This is a genomic window from Acidithiobacillus ferridurans, from assembly GCF_003966655.1.
In the GTDB taxonomy this organism is placed as follows: Bacteria; Pseudomonadota; Gammaproteobacteria; order Acidithiobacillales; family Acidithiobacillaceae; genus Acidithiobacillus; species Acidithiobacillus ferridurans.
The window spans coordinates 1,151,047-1,175,708 of the sequence record NZ_AP018795.1 but is presented as its reverse complement, the minus strand read 5'-3'; the positions used below and the strand labels follow the sequence as shown (position 1 = coordinate 1,175,708).

General features: G+C 61.3%; 21 protein-coding genes and 1 other RNA gene. 10 read left to right on the top strand and 12 right to left on the bottom strand.

What is annotated here, in order from left to right:
- The 8 genes from mraY to rnpB form a co-directional block, all read right to left on the bottom strand.
- Window positions 1-1,083, bottom strand: a complete 1,083-nt coding sequence (gene mraY / locus AFERRID_RS06010; protein WP_126604578.1) for a phospho-N-acetylmuramoyl-pentapeptide-transferase — start codon at window positions 1,081-1,083, stop codon at window positions 1-3.
- Window positions 1,083-2,435: a UDP-N-acetylmuramoyl-tripeptide--D-alanyl-D-alanine ligase gene (locus AFERRID_RS06005; protein WP_113526278.1), complete on the bottom strand. Its 1,353-nt coding sequence runs from the start codon at window positions 2,433-2,435 to the stop codon at window positions 1,083-1,085. The genes mraY and AFERRID_RS06005 overlap by 1 nt, the downstream gene beginning before the upstream one ends.
- Complete coding sequence (locus tag AFERRID_RS06000; protein WP_126604577.1) at window positions 2,432-3,883, bottom strand: UDP-N-acetylmuramoyl-L-alanyl-D-glutamate--2,6-diaminopimelate ligase; 1,452 nt, start codon at window positions 3,881-3,883, stop codon at window positions 2,432-2,434. The genes AFERRID_RS06005 and AFERRID_RS06000 overlap by 4 nt, the downstream gene beginning before the upstream one ends.
- Window positions 3,870-5,645, bottom strand: a complete 1,776-nt coding sequence (locus AFERRID_RS05995; protein WP_126604576.1) for a peptidoglycan D,D-transpeptidase FtsI family protein — start codon at window positions 5,643-5,645, stop codon at window positions 3,870-3,872. The genes AFERRID_RS06000 and AFERRID_RS05995 overlap by 14 nt, the downstream gene beginning before the upstream one ends.
- Entirely contained in the window at window positions 5,642-5,905 is a 264-nt protein-coding gene (gene ftsL / locus AFERRID_RS05990; RefSeq protein WP_113526281.1) for a cell division protein FtsL, read from the bottom strand. The genes AFERRID_RS05995 and ftsL overlap by 4 nt, the downstream gene beginning before the upstream one ends.
- Window positions 5,895-6,860 (bottom strand): 16S rRNA (cytosine(1402)-N(4))-methyltransferase RsmH, encoded by a 966-nt coding sequence (gene rsmH, locus AFERRID_RS05985; protein ID WP_113526282.1) that lies wholly within the window; start codon window positions 6,858-6,860, stop codon window positions 5,895-5,897. The genes ftsL and rsmH overlap by 11 nt, the downstream gene beginning before the upstream one ends.
- Window positions 6,857-7,312, bottom strand: a complete 456-nt coding sequence (gene mraZ / locus AFERRID_RS05980; protein ID WP_113526283.1) for a division/cell wall cluster transcriptional repressor MraZ — start codon at window positions 7,310-7,312, stop codon at window positions 6,857-6,859. Before mraZ ends, rsmH begins: the two co-directional genes overlap by 4 nt.
- Window positions 7,313-7,634: 322 nt before the next feature.
- Window positions 7,635-7,980: RNase P RNA component class A (rnpB, locus tag AFERRID_RS05975), an RNA gene on the bottom strand.
- A 149-nt stretch (window positions 7,981-8,129) separates the two neighbouring features.
- Between rnpB and AFERRID_RS05970 the strand changes: the two genes are divergently transcribed.
- On the top strand, window positions 8,130-8,396 hold the full coding sequence (locus AFERRID_RS05970; RefSeq protein WP_113526284.1) for a hypothetical protein: 267 nt from the start codon (window positions 8,130-8,132) through the stop codon (window positions 8,394-8,396).
- Here AFERRID_RS05970 and AFERRID_RS05965 read toward each other — a convergent pair.
- The 3 genes from AFERRID_RS05965 to AFERRID_RS05955 are packed head-to-tail and all read right to left on the bottom strand — an operon-like array spanning window position 8,341 to window position 12,081.
- The gene (locus tag AFERRID_RS05965) at window positions 8,341-9,711 is read right to left on the bottom strand and encodes an HD domain-containing protein (protein WP_126604575.1); all 1,371 of its coding nucleotides are present in this window, start codon (window positions 9,709-9,711) and stop codon (window positions 8,341-8,343) included. The genes AFERRID_RS05970 and AFERRID_RS05965 overlap by 56 nt on opposite strands.
- Window positions 9,712-9,716: 5 nt before the next feature.
- The gene (locus tag AFERRID_RS05960; RefSeq protein ID WP_126604574.1) at window positions 9,717-11,459 is read right to left on the bottom strand and encodes an AMP-dependent synthetase/ligase; all 1,743 of its coding nucleotides are present in this window, start codon (window positions 11,457-11,459) and stop codon (window positions 9,717-9,719) included.
- A 1-nt stretch (window position 11,460) separates the two neighbouring features.
- Window positions 11,461-12,081: a glutathione S-transferase N-terminal domain-containing protein gene (locus tag AFERRID_RS05955; protein ID WP_113526287.1), complete on the bottom strand. Its 621-nt coding sequence runs from the start codon at window positions 12,079-12,081 to the stop codon at window positions 11,461-11,463.
- 289 nt (window positions 12,082-12,370) lie between these two features.
- On the opposite strand from AFERRID_RS05955, the gene lpxC reads away from it, so the two are divergent.
- Window positions 12,371-13,285: a UDP-3-O-acyl-N-acetylglucosamine deacetylase gene (gene lpxC, locus AFERRID_RS05950; RefSeq protein WP_113526288.1), complete on the top strand. Its 915-nt coding sequence runs from the start codon at window positions 12,371-12,373 to the stop codon at window positions 13,283-13,285.
- Here lpxC and AFERRID_RS05945 read toward each other — a convergent pair.
- The gene (locus AFERRID_RS05945) at window positions 13,225-13,737 is read right to left on the bottom strand and encodes a DciA family protein (RefSeq protein WP_126604573.1); all 513 of its coding nucleotides are present in this window, start codon (window positions 13,735-13,737) and stop codon (window positions 13,225-13,227) included. The genes lpxC and AFERRID_RS05945 overlap by 61 nt on opposite strands.
- A 52-nt stretch (window positions 13,738-13,789) precedes the next feature.
- Here AFERRID_RS05945 and secA point away from each other — a divergent pair, with 52 nt between their 5' ends.
- The 8 genes from secA (at window position 13,790) to AFERRID_RS05905 (ending at window position 24,487) form a co-directional block, all read left to right on the top strand.
- The gene (gene secA, locus AFERRID_RS05940) at window positions 13,790-16,531 is read left to right on the top strand and encodes a preprotein translocase subunit SecA (protein ID WP_126604572.1); all 2,742 of its coding nucleotides are present in this window, start codon (window positions 13,790-13,792) and stop codon (window positions 16,529-16,531) included.
- Between the two features lie 9 nt (window positions 16,532-16,540).
- Entirely contained in the window at window positions 16,541-17,767 is a 1,227-nt protein-coding gene (gene argJ, locus AFERRID_RS05935) for a bifunctional glutamate N-acetyltransferase/amino-acid acetyltransferase ArgJ (RefSeq protein ID WP_126604571.1), read from the top strand.
- A complete protein-coding gene (locus AFERRID_RS05930; protein WP_126604570.1) occupies window positions 17,767-18,756 on the top strand; it encodes a Nudix family hydrolase in 990 nt (329 codons plus the stop codon). The genes argJ and AFERRID_RS05930 overlap by 1 nt, the downstream gene beginning before the upstream one ends.
- Window positions 18,757-19,719, top strand: coding sequence for a glycosyltransferase family 2 protein (locus AFERRID_RS05925; protein WP_126604569.1), 963 nt, complete (start codon window positions 18,757-18,759; stop codon window positions 19,717-19,719).
- Window positions 19,720-19,736: 17 nt separating this feature from the next.
- Window positions 19,737-20,432 carry a polysaccharide deacetylase family protein gene (locus AFERRID_RS05920; RefSeq protein ID WP_225981901.1) on the top strand — a complete coding sequence of 232 codons (696 nt, stop codon included), beginning with the start codon at window positions 19,737-19,739 and terminating at the stop codon, window positions 20,430-20,432.
- Complete coding sequence (locus AFERRID_RS05915; protein ID WP_126604567.1) at window positions 20,429-21,505, top strand: glycosyltransferase family 4 protein; 1,077 nt, start codon at window positions 20,429-20,431, stop codon at window positions 21,503-21,505. The genes AFERRID_RS05920 and AFERRID_RS05915 overlap by 4 nt, the downstream gene beginning before the upstream one ends.
- Before the next feature lie 250 nt (window positions 21,506-21,755).
- Window positions 21,756-23,147, top strand: a complete 1,392-nt coding sequence (locus tag AFERRID_RS05910; RefSeq protein WP_126604566.1) for an ArnT family glycosyltransferase — start codon at window positions 21,756-21,758, stop codon at window positions 23,145-23,147.
- A gap of 437 nt (window positions 23,148-23,584) precedes the next feature.
- Window positions 23,585-24,487 carry an O-antigen ligase family protein gene (locus AFERRID_RS05905; RefSeq protein ID WP_225981902.1) on the top strand — a complete coding sequence of 301 codons (903 nt, stop codon included), beginning with the start codon at window positions 23,585-23,587 and terminating at the stop codon, window positions 24,485-24,487.
- Window positions 24,488-24,662: the final 175 nt, after the last annotated feature.

Here is a 24,662-nt window from a genome sequence, read left to right as displayed (position 1 = left end):
TCAGCGGATCTTCAGACTGGAAAGGCCAACGAGGACCAGAATCACGGTGATGATCCAGAAACGGACCGCCACCCGGGGTTCGGGCCAGCCTTTTTTTTCAAAATGATGATGCAGGGGCGCCATGCGAAAGACCCGTTTGCCGGTGAGCCGGAAGGAGGCTACCTGAATGATGACGGACAAGGTTTCTACCACGAACACGCCGCCCATGATGAATAGCACCAGTTCCTGACGGGCGACGATGGCGACGATGGCCAGTGCCGCACCCAGCGCGAGAGCGCCGGTATCGCCCATGAAAACATCAGCCGGATAGGTGTTGAACCATAGAAAACCCAGCCCCGCACCCACCAGTGCCCCGCAGAATATCAGCATCTGGCCGGAACCCGGCACCCAGGGTACGTCTAGGTAGCGGGCAAAGACGGCGTTGCCCGAAACGTAGGCAAATACGCCCAGTGCGCCGGCGACCATGACCGTCGGGACGATGGCCAGGCCGTCCAGACCGTCGGTCAGGTTCACCGCATTGGAGGTGCCGACAATCACGAAATAACTGAAGACGATGAAGCCGGCACCCATCGGGATCAACACATGCGGTATAAAAGGCAGAATGAGGCTGGTCTCCACGGGATTGCTGGCCAGGGCATAGAGCACCCCCCCCGCGGCAAAGGCCACCAGCGACTGTAAGCCGTATTTGGCCCGCGCCGAGAGCCCCTTGCTGTTCTGGCGCCGCAGCTTGCGCCAGTCGTCGACGAAACCGATGGCCCCAAAGGCCAGGGTGGTGAGCACCGCCACCCAGACCAGCGGGTTGCCCAGATCCGACCAGAGCAGAGTTGTCAAAATGACCACCAGCAGGATCAGCGCGCCGCCCATGGTCGGCGTACCCTGCTTGATCAAATGGGTTTCGGGACCGTCATTGCGAACCATCTGACCGATTTTGTAGCGGCACAGGCGGGCGATGAAGAAGGGGCCGATGAACAGCGAAAGGACCAGCGCGGTGAGGGTGGCGAGCACGCCGCGCAGGGCCAGATACTGAAAAACGTAAAAGCCGTGATAGAGGCTGCCGAGCTGCATGAAGAGGGCGTAAAGCATCAGGCATCCCCCCCGCCGAGGGCTTGCACGACACGCTCCATTCGGGCGGCGCGGGAGCCTTTGATCAGCACCACCGTTTCTTCATCCAGGCGACGGCGTATCGCGGCCAGCAGAGGAGGTAATTCGGAGAATGCCTCGGCGTTGGTCCCGAAGGCATTGGCTGCTTCCTGCGCCAAAGGCCCCAAGGCGTAAAGCCGTTCAACGCCGAGCTGGCGGGCCAGCAACCCCGCCTGGTGATGGTAGAGTGCGGCCTCGGGACCCAGTTCACCCATGTCGCCTAAAACCAGAATGCGTTGACCCGGCTGTGCGGCGAGCACACGCAGGGCAGCCTCCAGGGATGCGGGGTTGGCGTTGTAGGTGTCATCCAGCATCCGGCTACCGTGCGGACCGGAGTGCCACTGCAGACGTCCGGGAATGGTTTGCAGTCCGGCCACCGCCCGTTGAATCTGCGGAATGGGAATGTCGAGCGCCAGTGCCGCGGTCGTGGCCGCCAGGACATTGCGGCCGTTGTGTTGACCGGGCAAGGGAATCTCCAGGGTGAATTGCCCTTGCGGAGCGCGCACCTCCAGATGTCCGCCACCCTGTTCGTGGGCGCGCCAGTGTCCGCGCACCCGCGTCGGGCGATGTTCCAAACTGAAGCGCCAGACTTCGCCCGGCGCCCGTTCCGCCCAGAAATCCGCGAAGGAATCGTCGCCATTGAGGATGGTGAGACCGCGGTTATCGAGACCGGAGAGAATTTCGCCTTTGGCCGCGGCAATGGCGGCAACGCTGCCGAGGCCTTCCAGATGCGCGGGGGCTGCATTGTTGATCAGGGCCAGGGTAGGCCGCGCCAGCCCGCTGAGGAGGGCGAGTTCGCCGGGATGATTCATGCCCATTTCCAGCACCGCGTAGCGATGCTCGGGACCGAGCCTGGCCAGCGTCAGAGGCACGCCGACATGATTGTTCTGATTGCCGCGAGTGGCGAGTACCGGGCCGGACTGGTTAAGGATGGCGGTGAGTACCTCTTTGACCGTAGTTTTGCCGCAGGAGCCGGTCACTGCCAGCAGCGGCAAGCTGAAACGCCGCCGCCAGTGGGCGGCCAGTGTCTGCAACGCGACCAGGGTATCCCTCACCAGGACACCCGGTGCCGCCACCGGGATATCCACCAGCGCGCCTCCGGCACCCTGTGCGATGGCACCGGGTACGAAGTCCGCGCCATTGCACCGCGTGCCGCGCAAGGCCACGAAAAGTTGTCCGCTCAGCACCTCACGGCTGTCCGTAGTGACACCCTGAATCATCTGGCTGCCATCGCTGCCGGGCAACAGCGCGCCGCCGGTAATATCAGCTATTTCCTTCAGCGAATAGCGGATCATACGCGCAGTACCTCCGTGGCGACGTCGCGGTCCCGCGGAACGGGTTGGCGCTGTCCCATGATCTCCTGGGTGCGCTCGTGTCCCTTACCGGCGATGAGCACCCAATCCCCCGCCTGCGATGCGGTGATGGCGGCCCGGATGGCCGCCGCGCGGTCATGAATCACCATAGCCCGACCGGGCTGTTCCATACCGCCCAGGATGTCGTTGGCGATAGCCTCGGGCGCTTCGCTGCGCGGGTTGTCGTCGGTGAGAATGACGTGGTCGGCAAGGCGTTCGGCTATCCGTCCCATTTCCGGTCGTTTGCCACGATCCCGGTCACCGCCGCAGCCAAAGACCACAGTCACGGCGCCTTTGGCGACTTCGCGCAGGTCGGTCAGCACTCGCTGCAGCGCGTCGGGGGTATGGGCATAGTCGATCATCACCTGCGCCTTGCCGGGGACCGGAGCCAGACGCTGATAACGACCTTCCGGCAGGTCGAGTCCAGCAATGGCTGCATCGCTGACCGGCCAGCCCATAGCTTCGGCGGTCGCCAGCGCGGCCAGCAGATTCTGAACATTGCTGTTACCGATCAGGGGGCTGCGTATGCGCCGCGAACCTGCAGGGGTCCGCAGGTCGAGCAGGGTACCGCTGGCGCCAGGGTGCAACGCGACCGCCTGGTAGTCTACACTCCCCACCCCGAAGCGTAGCTGCCGGACTTCCGGCGCCACGGCAGCAGCGATCTGCCCGGTGAATGCATCATCACCGTTCAATACGGCCAGGCGGAGGCCTGGGGTCTGGAAGAGACGGGTTTTGCTGGCACCGTAGCGCAGCATATCCCCGTGAAAATCGAGGTGGTCCCGACTGAGATTGGTGAATACGGCGGCGGCAAAGGGTACTGCTGCCACCCGTTCCAGGGCGAGGGCATGGGAGGAGACTTCCATGGCGATGACCTTGGCGCCCTGATCGCGCAGGGTGGCCATGGTCTGCCACAAAGGGACCGGGTCTGGTGTGGTGTTGGCGTGGGAGATCAGCGCATCGACGCGGCCATAGCCGAGGGTGCCGATGATCATGGCCGGCTGCGGGGCGAGCTCGGCAATGAGGCGGGTCACGCTGCTCTTGCCGTTGGTGCCGGTCACGCCAACGATGACGGGCGCCTGACCCTCGTCCCAGCGGTACCAGCGGCGCAGAGCCATGCCGAGCAGGGCTCGTGCCTGCGGACTTTGCCAGACGGGATGACCCTGTTCGCCATGCACGTGCTCGTCACTGCTCTCCAACAGGGCAGCGGCCGCACCCGCCGCCCACGCCTGTTGCAAAAATTGCTGCCCATCGCCATGACGGGTGTTCAGCCCGACATAGAGCATGCCGGGTCGCAGGCGACGAGTATCGGTTTCAATCCCCTGCAGGGCAATTCCCGCCAGGGCGGCAGGAGCGGTTGGCAGCAGGCGGGCAAGCATCTCAGTGTGCGGCATCACCAGCCCCCTCGGCCCAGCGCCGCTCCTGTTCCGCCGTCATGGCTTTCCCTGCGGCGGCGTTCCAGCCCTCGGCCCCGACATCGGGCTGTACGCCCATTTGGTGCAGCGCGGTGCCCATGGTTACCCGAAATACCGGCGCGGCGACCACGCCACCATAACGCCATCCCCGAGTTGGTCCACGCACCACTACCGCCATGACAAATTGCGGATTGCGTGCGGGAGCGAAGCCGACAAAGGTGGTATTCACCTGATGCTTATGAAAGCCGCCCTTGCCATTCGCCATGATGGAGGTACCCGTTTTCCCGGCCACCGAATAGCCGGGAATCGCGGCGAGAAAGCCGGTGCCGCCCCGGCCGGTCACCCCCGTGAGCCAGTCGCGCAGACGTGCTGCGGTGGCGGCCGGCATGATTTGCTGACTGTGCGAGGGGGTATTGCGCAGCAGGGTGGGCTGGACGTAGACCCCGTTGTTGGCGATGGCGCCGTACGCCGCCGCGAGTTGCAAAGGCGTGACCGAGAGGCCGTAACCATAAGCCATGGCCGCGCGTCGCGCAACGTCCCAACCCTGCCAGGCGGGAACGGTACCGCCCGCCTCCCCGGGCAGGCCCAAGCCGCTCACCTGTCCGAAACCGGCATTGCGCAGCATCCGGTAGAGATCGGCAGGTGGCGTGCGCAGGGAAATCTTCGCTGCCCCAATGTTGCTGGAATACTTGAGCACCTGCGCGAGGTCGAGAGTGCCGTGGCGGACATCATCCTGAATACAATAATGGGCCACCCGGAAGCAGTTGGTGTCCACATCAAACGTGGAATCGGCCTGGATGCTGCCATCATCCAGCGCAGCAGCGATGGTGAAGGGCTTCATCACCGAGCCGGGTTCCAACGTGTCGGCGACAGCCCGGTTGTTATAGAGGCTGGGCTGAAAGTCCCCACGATCATTGGGGTTGAACGAGGGATAGCTGGCCATGGCCAGGATTTCGCCCGTGCGTACATTCATGAGCACCGCCGCTCCAGAGCGTGCCTGAAAACGCTGAACGGCCGAGGCGAGAGCCGTGTAAGCCACATACTGGATATTGCGGTCGATACTCAGGGTCAGCGTTTGACCGGGCTGTGCCGGCCGGGCTGTGCCCAGGATCGCCAGGGGATGCCCCAGATTGTCGCGCAGCCCGGTTTCTTCCCCCGCCTTCCCCCGCAGCCACTGATCGTATGCCAGTTCCAGCCCTTCGATGCCGCGCCCGTCCACATTGGTGAAGCCGAGCAACGGCGCGGCGATGCTGCCGGACGGATAGTAACGCCGATTTTCGTTGAAGTTATATAAGCCAGGTACATGCAGGGCGAGAATGGCAGCGGCACGTTCCGGAGCGATCTGCCGGGCGAGGAAGGCGAACCGGCTGCCGCCGCTATGGATTCGGGTGGCGAGGGTCGCTGCGCCGACCCCCAGCAGGGATGCAATCTGTGGCCACTGCGCCCGCTGGGCGTTAAACAACCGGGGATCTACCCAGAGGGTTTGTACCGGGACGGACAGCGCCAGTGGTTTGCCGGAACGATCCAGAACAGCACCGCGCTGCGCCGGCAGGGCAAAGTGTCGCAGATAACGCTGGGCACCCTGGCTGCGCAGAAATGGGCCGCGCTCCACCTGTGCCTGCCAGGCTTCCGCCATCACCGCTGCCAGACCCAGCGCGACGGTCACCCACAACGCCGTAGCCCGCCATGCGGGGAGCATGACGGTTGGGAGCGGGAGGAGTGGCGCGCCGGGCTGGGTCATCGTGTTCTGACCATGATGATCTGATTGCTTTTGGGGGCAGAAAGCCCAAGCTTCTGGCGGGCGATATCGCCTACACGGGCATTGGAGGCGAGCGTCGCCTGCTCCAGCTCCAGCTGACCCCAGCGGTTGTCCAGGGCAAAATGTCTGGCCTGGGCCTCCTGTAACGCAATGAACTGGCTACGGGTATTTTGCCGCGCCGCGACGATGCCGAATAGCGAGGCGGTAATCAGCAGGGCGAGAATGATGGTGCTACGCCGCATGACGTTCACTCCTTTCGGCAACCCGCAGTACAGCAGAGCGGGAGCGGGGGTTGTCGTGAGTTTCCTGGGGACCGGCACGCAGCGCCTTGCCTGCCGGATGCCATGGCAGGGGCGGAAGTTCGCTGGCGCGCAGAGGGATATCAGCACTGATACGATAATCGTCGGCGCGGAAAAAACGTTTCACCAGACGGTCTTCCAGGGAGTGAAAGCTGATGACCGCCAGCCGGCCCCCGGCGCGTAACGCATTCATGGCCTGAGGAAGAAAGGCCTCCAGTTCTTCCAGTTCGCGGTTGATGAAAATGCGGATGCCCTGAAAACTGCGGGTCGCCGGATGCTGTCCGGTTTCGTGCCGGGGCAGTACCTGGGCGATCAGCTCCGCCAGTTGCAGGGTTCTGGTAATGGGCGCCTGTTCCCGGGCGCGCAGGATGGCGCGGGCGATGGGGCGAGCAAAACGTTCTTCGCCGTACTCGCGCAATACCCGCGTCATATCTGCTTCCGTCGCAGTCGCCAGCCACTCTGCCGCACTCCTGTCTGCCCCCGGGTCCATACGCATATCGAGGGGGCCATCGCGCAGGAAACTGAAGCCGCGCGCTGCCTCATCCAATTGCGGAGAGGACACGCCGAGATCAGCGAGGATGGCGTCCACTTGCTCCCACTCCAGCGCAGCAAGCACTTCGGCCAACTGGCTGAAGCGCGCCTGGCGGATATATACCCGGGAATCCTGCGCGAAGCGCGCGCGCAATGCGGCGATGGCGCTCGGGTCGCGGTCAAGGATGAGTAGAGTGTCCGCCGCGCCGAGTTCCGCCAGCAGCGCCGCGCTATGGCCGCCCCGACCACCGGTGGCATCGACGCAGCGTACGGTGGCGCCAGTATGGAGCGCGGGACGCAGGGCGACGATGGTTTCTGCCAGAAGCACGGCAACATGGGTTGCATCCGGATCATTTGCGCTCCTCACAGGATCAGATCCCCCAAGCTGGCAAAACCATCCGCACCGGACAGCCAGATTTCCTGGCAGGCATCCCAGCGTGCGGCATCCCAGATTTCAAACTTGTCGATCTGACCGACCAGTACCAGTTCCTTGTCGAGTTCCGCAAATTTGCGCAAGTTGGGAGAGAGCAGGATACGGGCCTGGGCGTCCAGGCGAAGTTCTTCGGATTGTCCCACAAAAAGACGCTGGAACTGCCGGGCTGCGGGGTTGTTGCTGGGGAGTTCTGCGATACGGCGTTCCACCTTTTCCCAGGTGGGCAAGGGGTAGGCCACCAGGCAGCGTTCTCCTTTCTGGCTCTGGGCGTCAATGGTGACGACCAGTTGACCATCGCAGTGGGCGCTGAGCCAGTCGCGGAAGCGTGCCGGGACACTCATGCGTCCTTTGCTGTCCAGACTGTGCCGATGGGTTCCCCTAAACATGTCTGTATGCTTCCTCCAAAATCTTCCACTTCAACCCACTTTGCCCCACACTTTGAAGATTAGAGGGAAGGCCGCCCGCTGTCAAGGAAAAAACGCGAATAATTACGGCATGTTAGAGCGTGTTTATAAAGAGTAAACAAAGCACTTGAAGGGGTTTCCGCAATTGTCGGATTATATGGCGCAAAATATAGGGCAGGGAGGACTCCCCAAGGTAGGGAATGCGTGGGCACCATTTGCGGAACACACTCTATCAGGCTTATTTTAATTGGCGTTTTCAATGGTGCCACGGGCACTGTGGGGATGGCGCGCGGCATGTGGTAAAAATTGGAGTGGGCCGATAAGCCGGGTTCTGTCGTGGACGACCATTCCTCTAGGCCTGAACTTACGCGCAGGCTCCAGCAACCTACCCGCATGCACCGCGGGCCACGGTATCGCACGCCTATTTGGTCTTGCTCCAGGCGGGGTTTTCCCTGCCATTTCCGTCGCCGGAAATGCGGTGCGCTCTTACCGCACCTTTTCACCCTTACCGGCGCTTACGCGCTTTGGCGGTATATTTTCTGTGGCACTTTCCGTAGGCTCACGCCTCCCGGCCGTTAGCCGGCGCCTTGCCCTGTGGAGCCCGGACTTTCCTCCCCGGATTGCTCCGCGGCGGTCGTCTGGCCCACTCCGTCGCGGATCATACGCGTTTTGAACCCTCTTGTCAGAAGAAAAACGTGGAGCCGGATTACCGCACTATACTTCATTACGCTGGGGTGCGCCGGTGTAGGTCGCGGCAGGACGCCGTTCAGTGCGGGTCTGTGGAAAGGAGCGAAATGACATGATCAACGATAGTTTTCTCGACGAATCAAGGGAAGTGCCATCAACGGCACCGATGGAACGGGTGGTCGCGTGGTCCGTTTTCCGGAGCCGTGAGGAGGCCCGGAATCTGGTGGAGCATGTCTATCTGGCGCCAGGGCAAAGCCTCGTCGGTGGCCATGGGCAGGACAGTGTTGCGTCGTACTGGTGGGTGGGAGTGCAGGTGCCGGACGTCAGCCATTGGGGGAACGCGACCGCAGTCCATAAACACGGTCGCCTCGGAGACTGAGCTCGGGCAGACGTCGGCGCAGTTCCGCCATCAGGCGCTCGCGGTCATGGCAAGCACCCACGATCTGTAGTTCGTGGGCAAGGGCCAGCGCCTTGCCCAACTGCGGTCCGGGGGCGAGTCCCAGTGCCATCAGGTCAGGCCCCTTCAGCAATGGTTTCGGCAGACGGGGCCAGGCATTCATCTCCTGCCAGAGCCTGCGGGCGGTGTCTATGGCCGGTGGGTGCTCCCTGCCTGCCCCGCGCGCATCCGCCGCGGCGACATCGAGCAGTAAGGAAAGGTCAGGAACCTGCAGCGCAAGGTGGGCATAGGCGGCACGCCCGGCGCCATCGCGGTACAGGGCGTAGGGAGCGCCGTGCCAGCGAATGACCGGCAGTATCTGGTGGCTGAGGTGTGTGCCCGGAAAATAGCGGCCGAGAAAAGACTCGGCGGCGGTGCGTGCTCGTTCATGCCCGAAGGCGCGCCAGCGACCCTGAGGATCGCGCCGGGTGGTGCTGGCTTTGCCGAGATCGTGCAGCAGGGCGCCGAGCATGAGGATGATATCGCGCGACCGGTCGCCCCTGCGTAGTTGGCCGGCAGCAGCCAGTACTCGCCCCGTATGTATCCATACGTCGCCTTCCGGATGGGCATCGGGACGCTGAGGTACGGCCTGCAAGGCTTGAAGTTCGGGGAATCGGGTGACCGCTCCGGTAAGGGCAAGACTATCCCATGCCCGGATCAAGTGCTGGCCGCGCAGAAGCAGCGCCTCCCACTCCTTGCGCAGACGTTCCCCGGGGACCTGCTGGAGGCGGGGCGCCAGTTGGCGGCAGAGGGCGGCAGTCTGGGCTTCAATGGAAAATCCGAGCTGCCCCGCCAGTCGGGCGGCGCGGAAAACGCGCAGGGGATCCTCGCCGAAACTATTCGCCGACACCGCGCGCAGCCGCCGGGCGTGGAGGTCGTCCACCCCGCCAAAGTGGTCCAGCAGACGCTGCGTCCGCCAGTCCCAGACCAGGGCGTTGACCGAAAAATCTCGCCGCTGTGCGGCGATCTCCCAGGGCAGGTGGGGGTCGATACGCCCGCCTTGGGCCTGGGGCAGGGCAATCTCCGCACCCGCTACCACCCACACCGCGCAGCGGCCGCCTACCCGATGAGCGCCAAAAGGCAGCAGACACTCGCTCAGGCGTGCCTCGCTCAACCCGTAAATTTCCAGATCCCAGTCGTGGGTGGCCATGCCCAGCAGTGCATCCCGCGGCGTGCCGCCCACCACCAGGACTTCTGCCCCGGCCCGCTGCAGAGCCGTGAGAACGGGTGTCAGCGCGGCAGGTGGTTCGAGGCGCATGGTGATCAGCCCTTGCCGCTGTCCATTTGCGTCAGCAGAGCGGCGTAACGCTCGGCGACGACGCGCCGTTTCACTTTGAGGGTGGGCGTCAGTTCGCCATTGCTTTCACTCAGTGCTTCCGGCAGCAGGGCGAAACGCTTCACCTGTTCATGGGAGGGCAGATCGGCGAGGGCGGTCGTGATGGCCTTATGGATGGCATTGCGGATGGCGGCTTCGTCCGCGTGGTCACCGACACGCGCCTTGAGGACTTCCTGATTGGGAAAGATGAGCGCCACAAGATAGGGCATTCGGTCACCGAAGACGATGGCCTGTTCGATCAGCGCTTGTGCCATCAGCCGCATCTCGATTTTTTGCGGGGGGATATTCTCGCCGGCGGAGTTGACGATCAGGTCTTTCTTGCGGTCGCTGATTCGCAGGTAACCGTCCGGGTCCAGACTGCCCACGTCGCCGGTGTGCAACCAGCCGTCTACCAGTGCCTCGCCCGTCGCACTCTCGTTGTTCCAGTAGCCCAGCATGACGGACGGGCCGCGCACCAGGATTTCGCCATCTGCGGCCATGCGCCCCTCGAGATTGGGCAGGAATCGCCCCACGGTTCCCGGATGAATGGCTTCCAGTGGATTGGCGGCGATCACCGGACTCGCTTCGGTCATGCCGTACCCTTCCACAATGGGCAATCCCAGGTCCATGAAGAAGCGGGTGATCCCGGCGTCCAGCGGCGCGCCGCCGGAGACGAAGAAGCGCAGGTGCCCGCCCAGTTTTCTGCGGAGGCTGCGGATCAGCAGGCGGCGGGTAAGGGAACGTTGCCAGCGCTTCGCCGGACGTCCCTGCGGATCGAGCCCCGCCCCCCGGCGCAGAAAACGTCCGAGCAGGCCCGGCCGGTCTTCGATACCTCGTCGTACCCGGCCATAGAGTAGTTGAAAAACGCGCGGCACGGCGACCACTATATCCGGATGCGACGTGGCCATGTCGCGGAGCACGGTGTCCGGGCGCTCCGCGTAGGCTACTTCCAGGCCCAGCAGGTAGGCGCCGAAATGCCCGGTACCGCGTTCAAAGACATGAGACAGGGGCAGTATGGAAAGCAGGCGTTGTCCAGCATGCAACGGTACCAGCGGCAGAAAGCCTTCGACGTTACTGAGGATGTTGCCGTGACTGAGCATAACGCCCTTGGGCCAACCCGTCGTCCCGGAAGTGTAGACGATGGTGGCGGTTTGCTGGCGCTGCAAGCCCGCCAGACGTTCTTCCAGCCCGCTATTCGGTACGGTTGCTCCCTCGTCCTCCAGCGATGCCCAATGGCGCAGGCCGGCGTTCTGCGCGGCCGTCGTATCGCGCAGCAGGATACGGTCGTCGGCCACGCCCCAGCCCCCCTCGCCCCCCAGTCGTTGCCACTCCCCGGCGCCTTCCAGCAGCATCAACCCGGCGCCGCTGTCACCCAGCACAAAGTGAATCTCGCGCGGGCTGAATGTCGGGTAGAGAGGGACGGTAATGGCGCCAACGCTGAGAATGGCAAAATCCATGATGGCCCAGTCCACGGAGTTGGGGGCCATCAGAATGACCCGCTCGCCCCGGCGCACCCCCAGGTGCAGAAGTCCCCGTGCCCGTGCCCGTACATGTCCGACGAAGGCTGCTGCGGTCATCGGCCGAAAAGCATCGCCCAGTCGTTGCAGGGCGATGGTCCCGCCGGGAGCGCGGGCACAGCGTGCAAAGAGTCCCTCGGGCAGACTCTGGAAATGGCCGAGATCGATGTTCATGTCAGCGCATGGCCTTCTCGGCAGGCGTCAGGCTGCGTTTGAAGCTTTCCATGCTGAAGATGCGATCCATATAATTCTGAGTGGCGCGGGCTGCGGCAGGCAGAGAGATGTCCAGTACCGGCATGCGCCACAGGAGGGGGGCGATAGCACAGTCAAGCACCGAAAGGTCATCACCAAAGAGGTAACGCTGCTGGCTGAAGATGCTGTTCAGCCCGGCGAGGGTGCTGCGAATCTGCTCCTTGGCGGTTTTGACCTGCTCGGCACCGTAGCCGGGCTGAAAGAGCGGCGCAAACCAGTCACGGTCGAAGCGCAGGAGACCCAGGCGCACCTTGGCGCGGGATATGGGGTCTACCGGAATCAGTGGCGGATGGGGGAACCGCTCGTCTAGGTACTCCATGATCAGGACCGATTCGTGAATGGCAAGATCGCGATCCACCAAGGTCGGCACCTGGTTGTAGGGATTGAGTTCCGCAAGGTCTTCGGGCCGGTTGCCGAGATCGACGTCGATGGTTTGATATTCCATAGCTTTCTCTTCCAGCACGAAACGCACACGGTGCGCGAAGACACAATCGTTGCTGGAGTAGAGCGTCATGAGGGTTTTTTTGCTGCTGGGGGTGGCCATGATCTGTGTCCTTGTTTCCGAGAAGCCTGGTTACTATGCGACGGCCGTTGAGCGATCGCGCATCCAGCAATTATACATAACCGGACGTGCCTTTGGGTGATTAGCGTGGCGGCCGGCGGGAAAAAGCTTCTATGGCATGTGTTAACAAATGTCAATGGAATATTGTCAAGACTGACCAGCCCCTGTAAACTGCCTGACCAGTCGGTTAGTTGTATAGAGACAACAAAAGTTGTAAAGTAGAGATACTTATTCAGTGGGAGGGCGATCCCTCAGGTCGCGGAAGAAGGCTATGATGCGTCAGCGTACACTTAAGAACATGATCTGGGGCACAGGGATCGGTTTGCATAGCGGCAAGAAGGTCTACATCGGCCTGCGCCCGGCACCTGTAAATACCGGGATCGTATTCCACCGCAGCGATATCGAGGGCGGCGCCTGGATCAAAGCGGATCCGCTCCATGTGGTGGATACCCGCCTTTCCACCAATATCGGCGATGGCCATATCCGGGTTGGTACCGTTGAACACCTGATGTCGGCCTTGGCGGGTCTTGGCATCGACAATGCCTATGTGGATCTCGACGGACCCGAAGTGCCCATCATGGACGGTAGCGCTGCGCCCTTCGTATTCCTCATCCAGTGTGCGGGGATTGAAGAGCAGAATGCCTCGAAGCGATTCATCCGCATCACCAAACCGCTCAAGGCGGAAGATGGTGACCGCTGGGTACAACTGGAGCCATTCGAAGGCTTCAAGGTGAGTTTTGCCATCGATTTCGACCATCCGGTGATGAAAAACGGCGGTCAGGAGGTGACGGTGGACTTCGCTCGCACTTCTTACCTCAAGGAGGTGGCCCGTGCGCGAACCTTCGGCTTCATGCGCGAAGTCGAGGCGTTGCGGCGGATGGGCCTGGCCCTCGGCGGCAATCTGGACAACGCTATCGTGGTCGACGACTACCGTGTGCTCAACGAAGAGGGGCTGCGCTACACCAATGAGTTCGTGCGCCATAAGGTGCTGGATTCCATAGGTGATCTATACCTGCTCGGGCACCCGCTGGTCGGCCATTTTTCCGGACACAAGGCCGGACACGCCCTCAACAACAGTCTGCTGCGGGCGCTGCTTCTCCGTCAGGACGCCTGGGAGTTCGTGGATTACGCCGAGCGGCGTGCGCCGTTTTCCTTTGCCGACACCTTGGTGACGGCCTCCGCCTGAAGACGGTCCATGGTGTTGGCCAGGCGCTGCAGTGCGGCGGCGACGGCCTGGGGCACCTGCCCGGCCACGGCCCGCAGTGCCGCGGGTGCCTCTGCCGAAATCTGAGGCGTCGGCTGAACTCCTGCCGACTGCGGCAGCCGGTATGACCAGGGCCGGACTGTGGCGACGATCTGCCTCGCCGACGTTTCCGGGAAACGGCTATTCCATCGTTTCAGTATGATTTTTTCATTTCTTCGCAGCCAGGAAATCCATACCGGGCTCTGACAAAGTACGCTCAGCACCCCCCCGGACCAGTCCACCAGCCAGGTCTGGCCCTGTGCTTCCAGCGCGAGTAATCCGTTCCAGTCGAACTGGCGCTCGCGCAACAGTGTGCCGTGGCGGCAGACCTCCGCGATGGGTCCTGAAGAATCTTGCGTCATGGTGCGCCAGGCGCGCCACCGTTTATCACCCATAGGCTTTCATGCTACCCTGCTCGATATTTTTTACTAGGTTCGTATACTCATCATGTTTGGAACTATCATCCGCCATGTCGTCGGCAGCCGCAATGACCGACTGATCAAGAAGGCCCGTACCATTGTGGCGCAGGTCAACGCCCTGGAAGACCGCCTCAAAGCCATGGATGATGCGACCCTTGCTGCACAGACCGCGTTTTTCCGGGAACGGTTGGTCCGTGGTGAATCCCTCGATGCCCTGTTGCCGGAGGCATTCGCCGTGGTGCGTGAGGTGAGCCGGCGGGTAATGGGCATGCGCCAGTACGATGTGCAGATCATCGGTGGCTACATGCTCCATGAGGGCAAAATCGCGGAGATGCGCACTGGTGAGGGCAAGACCCTCGTTGCGACCTTGCCGGCCTACCTCAACGCCCTGCAGGGTAAGGGTGTGCATGTGGTGACCGTCAATGACTATCTGGCCAGCCGCGATGCTCAGTGGGTCGGCAAGATTCACCAGTTTCTGGGCCTGAGCGTGGGTACCATCATCTCGGATATGTCCAGTGAGGAGCGCCGCGCCGCCTATGCGGCCGACATCACCTACGGCACCAATAACGAGTTCGGTTTCGATTATCTGCGGGATAACATGGCGTTTTCTCCGGCCGATCGGGTACAGCGCGGCCTGCACTACGCCATCATCGACGAAGTGGATTCCATCCTGATCGACGAGGCGCGCACTCCGCTCATCATCAGTGGCCCCACGGAAGAAAATACCGATCTGTACTACCGGGTGGACAAACTCGTCGGGAGTTTTGTCGTCGATGAGGACTATACGGTCGATGAAAAGGCCCGGCAGGTCCTGCTTACGGAGGAGGGGATCGAAAAGGCGGAACGCCTGATGGCGGAGAGCGGTCTGCTGGTGGACGGCGACCTCTACGATCTGGCCAACGTCACCCTGGTCCATCACCTCAACCAGGCGTTGCGGGCCCATGTGATCTACCGGCGGGAGACGGATTATATCGTTCGCGACGGAGAGGTCTGTATCGTCGACGAATTCACCGGACGCATGATGTCCGGGCGGCGCTGGTCTGACGGCCTGCATCAGGCGGTGGAGGCCAAGGAAGGGGTGGCGGTCCAGAATGAGAACCAGACCCTGGCCTCCATCACCTTTCAGAATTATTTCCGCATGTACGAAAAGCTGTCGGGCATGACCGGGACCGCTGACACGGAAGCATTTGAACTGAATCAGATTTACGGCCTGGAAGTGGTGATCATACCGACTCACAGGCCGGTGTGTCGGACGGATTTCGCCGATCTTATCTACCGGACCAGTCAGGAGAAATGGAAAGCGATAGTGGAAGATATCCGCGACTGTCAACAGCGCGGGCAGCCGGTGCTGGTGGGTACCACCTCTATCGAACACAACGAGTTTCTGTCTCATCTGCTCAAGCAGGCGCGGATCTCCCATGAAGTGCTGAACGCCAAACAACATCAGCGCGAGGCGGAGATCATTGCCCAGGCGGGCACACCGGGGGCGGTGACCATCGCCACCAACATGGCGGGACGGGGTACCGACATCGTGCTGGGCGGCAATGTCGGCCATCAGGTAGATATGGTGCTGGCCAATCCGGAACTGGAAGAGGAGGAAAGAACCCGGCGGATCGAGTCTCTCAAGAGCGGTTGGCAGGGGTTGCATGACGCGGCGATAGCGGCGGGCGGATTGCATATCATCGGTACCGAACGTCATGAATCGCGGCGGATAGACAACCAGTTGCGCGGGCGGTCCGGCCGCCAGGGCGACCCCGGCACCACCCGTTTCTACCTTTCCCTGGATGACCCCCTGATGCGCATTTTCGGCAGCGACCGTCTGAGTGGCCTGATGCAGAAGCTGGGCATGAAGGAGGGGGAGGCGATCGAGCATCCGTGGGTGACCAAGTCCATCGAGAATGCCCAGCGCAAGGTGGAAAGCCGCAACTTCGATATCCGCAAACAATTGCTGGAATACGACGACGTGGCCAATGAACAGCGCCGGATCATCTATCAGCAGCGCAACTCCTTCATGGATGCCGATGACGTTGGTGCGGAGATCAGGGCGTTGCGCGAGGATGTTCTGGACGCGGTGCTGGCCGCGACGGCGCCGGAAGGTGTTATGGAGGAGCGCTGGGATCTGCCAGGCCTGGAAGCGGCACTGGAGCGGATTTTTGGCCTGCAGGTCCCGGTCGGGCAATGGCTGGAGGAGGATAAAGGCCTCACTCACGCGGTGCTACGGGAGCGGATCATGGAGATGGCGTTGTCCGCTTACGCGGCCAAAGAGTCTCTCATGGGCAGCGAGATGACCCGCCACTTCGAAAAGTCCATCCTGCTGCAGGTCCTGGACAGCCAGTGGAAGGACCATCTGGCGAGCATGGATCATCTCCGTGAAGGCATTCACCTGCGTGGATATGCTCAGAAGAATCCCAAACAGGAGTACAAGCGGGAGTCTCTGATCATGTTCAACGCCATGCTGGACCAGTTGCGCGAAGAAGTGGTCAGCGCCCTCTCGCGCCTGCATGTGAGTCCGGCTCCGGCAGAGCCGCTGGATTGGGATGCCATAGCCCGTGCTGCCCAGCCTCAGCATTTGCAGTTTTCCCATCCGGATTTTGCGGCGGCGGCACCGCTTGCCGAGGATGCCGGCCTCGCACTGGCGGGGTTGGGCGTCATTGGTGAACAGGAGGCCGGTCACAGCCCCGCAATCAGTGACGACAAGGTGGGACGGAATCAGCCATGCCCTTGTGGTTCCGGCAAAAAGTACAAGCATTGTCACGGGCGCCTGCAATAAGGATAGCGTATGGCCGTCGGTCTTGATCCTCCCCGGAATATCCTGCCCGTAGCCGGGGTTCGCCTGAGCGTGGCGGAGGCGGGTATTCGTTATGTGGGTCGTCGTGATCTGACCCTGATTCATCTCGCCGAGGGGTCCCAGGTGGCGGCCGTTTTTACCCGCAACCGCTTTTGTGCCGCGCCCGTACTGGTGGCACGGCATCATCTGGCGGAAGGGCCCGGCGTGCGGGCGCTGGTGATCAATACGGGCAATGCCAATGCCGGTACGGGTGTGGCTGGTTTGCGGGCGGCGGAGGCGAGTTGCCGGGAAGTGGCCGAACAGTTGGGCTGTGCGCCCGGAGCGGTGCTGCCCTTCTCCACCGGGGTGATCGGTGAGCCTGTGGCGCTGGCGGAAAAAATCGCCGCAGTCTTGCCGGCCTGTGTTGTCGGACTCGCCGAGGACCAATGGGAGGCTGCTGCGGCGGCGATCATGACCACCGACACCGTCGCCAAGTGCTGTTCCCGGCAGATCGAGATGGACGGCGTTACGATCACGGTGACCGGCATGGCCAAAGGGTCGGGGATGATTCGCCCCGATATGGCGACGATGCTGGCCTACATCGCCACCGATGCCCCGCTGCATGGGGCGGCCTTGCAGCAGTGCCTGCAAGAGGCCATGGCGCAGTCCTTCAACCGCATCACAGTGGACGGCGATACCTCCACCAACGATGCCTGCGTCCTGATGGCGACGGGACGGGCGGCGCTACCGCCCGTTACGAAGGCGACGGACCCCCGCTACGGGAAACTGAGAGACGCCATCACCCTCGTCGCACAATGGCTGGCACAGGCGGTTGTGCGCGACGGTGAGGGGGCGACCAAGTTCATTCCGATCCGTATTTCGGGCGGATATGATGAGGCGGAGTGCTTGCGGGTGGCTTACCGCATGGCCCATAGCCCCTTGATCAAGACCGCGTTCTTTGCTTCTGACCCGAACTGGGGGCGCTTGCTGGCGGCCATTGGTTCAGCCGGCATCGAGGACCTGGATGTGGCGGGTGTGCAGGTCTGGCTGGGCGCTACGCGCATCGTGCGGGATGGTGCCCGCGACCCCGGTTACAGCGAGGCGGCTGGTCAGGCGGTAATGGTGCAGGAGGAGATCCCGGTGCGGGTGGATCTGGGCAGGGGTGCCGCCGAAGCGCAAATCTGGACCTGCGACTTGTCCTATGACTATGTACGTATCAACGCCGATTACCGTAGCTGATGCCTACCGTTCCCGTCGCAACCGGAATCATTGAAGACGCCTCCGGGCGCCTGCTGGTTGCACTGCGCCCGGAGGGCAAGCCCTGGCCGGGCTTCTGGGAGTTTCCCGGCGGTAAAGTCGATCCGGGCGAAACGCCGGAACAGGCGCTGGTCCGGGAGCTCTGGGAAGAACTGGGGATTACGGTAACCGCGCCGGAACCCTTCCGGGTGCTCGAATATACCTATCCGGAACGGACGGTGCGGGTGCATTTCTACCGGGTGCGGCACTGGACGGGCACGGCCCATGGTCGCGAGGGACAGGAAGTACGCTGGCTATTTCCCTGGGAGATCCCAGCGCTGGAGTGCCTCCCCGCGAGCCTCCGTCTGATTGCGGACGTGTTGGCGGAGGCTCTGCCCCAGCCGCCCCTCTGTCTGATTGCGGATCCGGGAAGGTTGCCTCTGCCCGATTTCCGGCGCGCACTGGAAGCGGCCCTTGATGCCGGATTGCGCTGGCTGGTGTTGCGCTGCAAAGCGGTGCCTGATGGCCCCAGCGCTGACGTGCTGGCGGCACTATGCGTCGGGGCGTTGGCGGGGGGTGTGCAGGTCTACCTCAATCATCCCGACCCCCTGCCCGGCTGGCCAAGGACCGGCCGTCACCTGACCCAGGCGCAGTCGGACGTGGGCGTAAAACCCGATGAGACATTCGGGGTGTCCTGTCATGACGCTGCGGGCTTGCAACGGGCGGCGCGTCTGGGCGCGCGTTATGCCTTTCTCTCGCCGATTTTCCCCACTTCCAGCCATCCGGATACGGAGGCGTTGGGACCCGGGGCTTTCGCGGCGATGGCTGCTGAGTCCTCTCTACCCCTCATTGCGCTCGGCGGAATGACGGCAGCACGGGTGCCGGAGGCGCTGGCGGCAGGTGCACGGGGTGTGGCGGTACTCTCCGGCATTCTCGAAGCGCAGGACCCTGCGGCCGCCACCCGCGCTTTGCTCCGGCACTGGGACCGATAAATGGCCCTGGTTTCCGTCGTGATCCCGCTCTACAACGAGATCGACAATGTCTCGCCGCTTTGTACGGCCCTCAGCAACGCCCTGGGAGACACCGACGCCGAAGTGATCATCGTCGATGATGGCAGTCGGGACGGGAGTGCCGCCGCGCTGGACCGGGAGGCGGAGGCGCGCGGCCCACGTTTCAAGGTCATCCACCTGCAGCGGAATTTTGGGCAGACGGCGGCGATGCAGGCGGGGATCGACGCCGCCCTGGGCGAGGTGATCGTGACCCTGGATGGGGATCTGCAAAATGATCCCGAAGATATCCTGCCTCTGGCGCGGCGTCTGCTGGACGAGAATCTGGACGTGGTGGCCGGCTGGCGGAAAAATCGGCAGGATGGCCTGTTGTTGCGCAGAATGCCGTCGCGGATTGCCAATCACCTGATCCGCCGCCTCACGGGGGTTTATCTGCACGATTATGGCTGTACCCTCAAAGCCTATCGGGCCTCGGTGATCAAGGGGGTGCGCCTGTATGGCGAAATGCATCGCTTTATCCCGGCCTGGCTTTCCACCCTGACTTATACGGATCGCATCGTCGAGGTACCGGTACGGCACCACCCGCGCCGGGCGGGGCACAGCAAATATGGCATCACCCGTACCTTCCGGGTGCTGGTGGATCTGCTCTTCGTCAAATTTTTTCTGGGCTACAGCCAGCGGCCCATGCATTTTTTCGGGGTGATCGGATTGATCCTCCTGAGCAGCGGTTCGGCCATGCTGCTGTATCTTTTCATCGATAAATTCGGTTTTGGTGCGGAAATCTCCGGGCGCCCTATGTTGATTGCGGGAGTGCTGTTTTTCCTCGCCGGGCTGCAATTCCTCAATACCGGCATCCTCGGCGAGATGCTGGTGCGCGTCTATCATGAGTCTCAGGATAAAAAGACTTATGTGGTTCGCCATACCGTACATCTCGATCCGCCCGCGTGAAGCCGGTTCCCATTCTGATGTACCACAACATAGCGGTGGCCCCGCAAGGGGTCAGGTTGCGCGGCCTCTATGTTTCGCCCCGGCGCTTCGCGCGGCAGATGGCGCTGCTGCACTGGTTGGGTTACCGTGGTTTGTCCATGTCTGCGGCGCTGCCCTATCTGCGTGGTGAGCGCGAGGGCAAGGTGGCGGTGATTACTCTGGATGATGGCTATCGAGATAATCTCGAATATGCCATGCCGGTGTTGCAGCGCCATGGTTTTACGGCAACCTGCTACGTGGTGAGTGCCGCCATCGGTACCGACAATCACTGGGATGCGCAGCAGCTCGGCACACATAAGCCATTGATGGACATGAATGAATTATGCCGATGGCGGGATGCCGGGATGGAGGTCGGGGCGCACAGCCGCCATCATCCCCATTTGCCGGAATTGAGTGAGTCCGAGTTGGACGACGAGGTGGCAGGATCCAGGCGCGAGTTGGAAGGGCTTTTGGCGGTGCCGGTGACCCAGTTCTGTTATCCCTACGGTGCGGCGGGGCCGCGCGAGCGGGAGGCGGCCCGGCGCGCCGGCTTTGCCGCTGCGGTGACCGTACGGCGGGGTCGCGCCCAGCCCGGTGAAGACCTCTTCGGCTTGCCGCGGGTGATGGTCGGCGGACACCACGCGCCGCATGTGTTTCCCCTGCAATTGCTGACCAGGCATGAGGACCGCCATTGACCGCCGCCCCGCGTCTGCTCTGGGTGGGCACCAATCCCGGCGGTGGTGGTACGGAGACGCATATGGTCACCCTGAGTCGCGCCCTGGCCGAACGGGGGGCGGAGGTGCATTGTCTGGTGCATCCGCAAGGACGGATCGCGCAGGCGCTGGAGACCGCGCCGGTGACCAGGCATTTCGGAGTCTTCCGCAATAGCGCCGATCCCGGCGGCATCCGTGCCTTGCGTCGGGCTATCCGTATGGTGCAGCCGGACTGGGTTATCGGCAGCTTCAGCAAGGAATACTGGCCGCTGGCGCTGATCAGCCGCAGCGAGGGGCGGCCTCTGGCATTGTTCCGGCACATGGATCTACGCCTCAAGCCCAGTACCCGCTGGCTGCTCTCGCGTTGGCCTCTGCGCTTGTTCGCGATCTCCGCCTATCTGCGAGAGCGGCTGATCCTGCAGGGCGTGCCCGCAGAACGTGTCGAAGTATTGGCGAATCCCCTGCGTCTGGCAGATTTCCAGCGTGATTGCACGGCGCGAACGCGGCAGCGCGCCGCCTTGGGATTGACGGATGAGGATTTTCTCGTGGGCTTTGTCGGCGCCTGGCACCGTGGCAAGGGTGTGTTCATGCTTGCCGATGCCATTGACGCCGCGCATGCCACCGATGCACGGGTGCATGAGCTGTGGTTGGGGGGAGGCACCCATGAAGCGGAGTTGCGCGCGTATCTGGAGGATAAGCCCTGGCATCATCTGCTGGGCTGGCAAGATCCGGCAACGCCCTGGTACAGCGTCATGGATGTCCTTGCCTTGCCTTCCATCGAGCCGGATACCTTTGGCCGCGTCTGTCTGGAGGCGCAGGCCTGCGCGACACCGGTGCTGGGTGCGGCCATGGGGGGTATTCCCGAGAGCTTTGCGGCGGATCGGAGCGGTTTGTTATTGCCTGCCGGAAACATGGCATGTTGGCGGGACGCTATCCTCCGCTTGGCGGCGGATCGGCATTTATGCGCGGAGTTCGGTGCCGCCGGGCCGGAATATGCCCGGCATTTTGACGCCGGCATCATCGCCCGCAATTTTCTGGCCACCCTGGCGCGATGACACCGAAGCGTCCGCACTTTATGATGGGCGTATTCTGTTCGCTGAGCCGGGAAGAAAGTGCATGCAAGTAACGATATTGCTGCTGTTGTCTGTCAAAGGGCATCTGGCTGGACAGATCTATACCGGCGTAGACCAGCCCTTGGCCGCTCCGACCGATTGAATGCCGCGCTGATGCCAGGTCCCGCCGAGAGGGGGCTCCAGCGACTCAGCAGGTGTTGCACATGCTTTCCACCCTGGGGTACCGGATCGAATGACCACAACGAACACCAGAAACTACTGGCTGCTTTTCGCACTCGCCGCGGCTAGCTTCGTCTTTACCCTCCATAACGTCCAGTATACCGGTGAAGAAGCGGTTTATCCGCTCATGTCCTATGAAATGTGGTATCACGGCCATCTGCTCACCCCGGTCATGTACGGACAGGACTATTGGCGCCCGCCCTTGGATAATTGGCTCATCACCATGGTGTCCATGTGGATTGGCTGGTCTCACATGCTGGTTGCAGCACGATTGATCGCGGCTTTGGCGACGGTGGGTTCCGGACTGCTGGTGGGATGGTTCGCAGGAAGAATCTGGAAGGAGAGGAGGCTGGCTGCTTTCGCTGCCTTGGTGTATATCACGTTGGGGGACGTGCTCTTTTACGATGGCTGGCTGGCGTATAGTGACCCGCTGTTCGCCTTTTTCTGTTTGGCGGCCATGCTTTTTGGATGGCTTGCGGTGATGGAGCGGCGTGTTGGCTTCTTCGCTATTGCCGTGCTGGCGTTGTCTTGTGCGTTTCTTACCAAGGCTCTGACCGTCTATGTATTTTACGGTGTGGCGGTATTGGTGGTGACCTACCAAACCCGCGGCTGGCGTTTTTTGTTTTCGTGGCCTTCCTGGGCCATACATCTTCTGGCGTTGGTGGTCCCCGTCCTCTGGTATGCCATGGCCCCAGCCGGTGGCACCATGGCCCATGGAATGTTCGACGACATCATCGGCAAATTGCAGGGGCAGGGATTGCTGGATTACCTGCATCAGTTTTTTGTCTTTCCTGCGCAGACTTTCGGGCAGTTGCTTCCGGTCGGAGGCGTCGTGTTATATGCCATGTTGCGCCGTTATCCGATTTCCCGTATGAACGATCCGCAGGTACGGACGGCTCTATGGATAGCGGGAGTAAATTACCTGCCCTATTGGCTATCGCCGCAAAGTGGGATCCGTTACCTGATGCCGCTCTATGGAATAGTGGCACTGGTATTGGCGGGGTGGGTCGTTGATTCCGAAAAGACACGGCGTTTGGCCGTAAAGTGGATGATGGCAGCCATCCTTCTCAAATATTTTTTCGCGCTATGGGCCTTTCCCGCGTATACCGATCGGTTTCGCCCGCATATCAGCGCCATAGCGCGGGACGTGCTCATGCAAACCCGTGGGGCATCCCTCTATGTTACGAACGCTGCATGGGTAGGTATCGGCGTGACAGCCGACATAGACCTGGCGATAAGGCCGCATCCTCCACTGGTAACGCCGCCATCAAATTTGGCCAACGGATTCGTCATCAGCTACCCTGGGGCGGTGCCGCCCGGCTATACCGTTGTGTCACGGTATCAGGGCGTGTGGCTGCTATGTCGCGGCACGGTTTGCGGTCAGAAGGACAAAAGCCATGAATGAACCACAAAAACGTAAAGATATGAATAAGAAAATGGGACGATGTTTTTCCCTTCGCGAGCGACCACGTAGCATGGTGTGGCCTATGATTGAATATAAACCGCGCTGACGCTACGCCTATGAAAGCACTTTTACAAAAGACCATGTTCCTGTGTTTTTGTCTGCCGATTTTTTTCTTTCCGTTAAGTACTGCGGCAGCGGGCATTAGTGGCGGTATCTTTATACTATTATATATCATGAGCGGGTACTGGAAAGACTCACGGGAGATCCCGACGCGCCCATGGTTCGTACCACTGACCTTGTTAATATTATGGACGTTGCTAGGTACTATTTGGAGCAGAGCGAGCCCTCACGATACCTGGATAGCCATAAGTCGACTCGGATATTTCTTTTTTGCGTATGCCGGGACAACACTGCCTTGGAACAGAAGCAGGTTCCGGATGATTCCGGGTTTATTTCTGGCGGGATTGATATTGAACTGGATAGTCGGCTTATGTCAGTGGCTTGGAATATGGAAATGGAATCCGTTGATTCCGAGGCTTGGTCCTGTCGGTTATGCCAATCATATTTTTCTCAGCATGACGCTGACCATGGCATTGCTATGGATAGCCTACGATATGCGGGATAGGGTCTTGTTGCCGAGATGGGTAAACGCAATGCTCGCGGTAGCCTTTCTGCTGCAATTGGGCATGGGGGCCGGACGTACTGGTCAGCTGCTTTTCGTTATCCTCATGCCGCTTGCGGTATGGGTATTATTCAGGGGGCGGTGGCGTTATTGGGCGTTGGGGGGTATTGCGCTGACAATAATTGGGATGGGAATGTCTCCCATTGTTCAGCATCGAGTGCAAGAAGGATTGCAAAATTTACAAGTCGTCAGCAAGGGTGATTACGATACCAGTTGGGGACTACGTGTTTTGATGGCCCAGGGTGCACTGCACATGGGCTTCCAGCATCCTATCCTAGGGGTTGGTACAGGCAATTACGCAAACGAGATGGCACAATTACAGAAAAATCATATTCTACCTGATCTGCCATCTCCGTTGATCATGAGCCAGCCTCAAAACAGTTATCTCCTTGAACTGGCCATGCTGGGCATTCCCGGTCTATTGCTGCTGGTGTGGTTCTTATGGGCCGTAACGGCACCAGCATGGCGATTGAAGGCGGTTCCCGAAGGCTGGTTTGTTTTAGTTTATATGGCGGTATTTATAGCTGGTAGTTTTTCTGACACATTGATTTGGGGGTATGCTAATGTATTCTCGCTGGCGCTACTGGCTGCCTTACCAATCCCCCTTGCCCAGGATGGCTTACGTGGCGCGACTACAACTGACAATCGCTTCGCGTAGGGGGTACGAAGGGTGAACTGTGGTGACAACAAGCGGAGACATAAATTTGTAGTCATGGCTGTCGCATTTTCATGACTGGCTGCTTTTTGCCTGATAAATCATTTGCGTCGGTTTCGGGCGCGATGATGATATCGTTAACTGTATTGATTTTTCGCGGATTCCCACTGGGATGGCG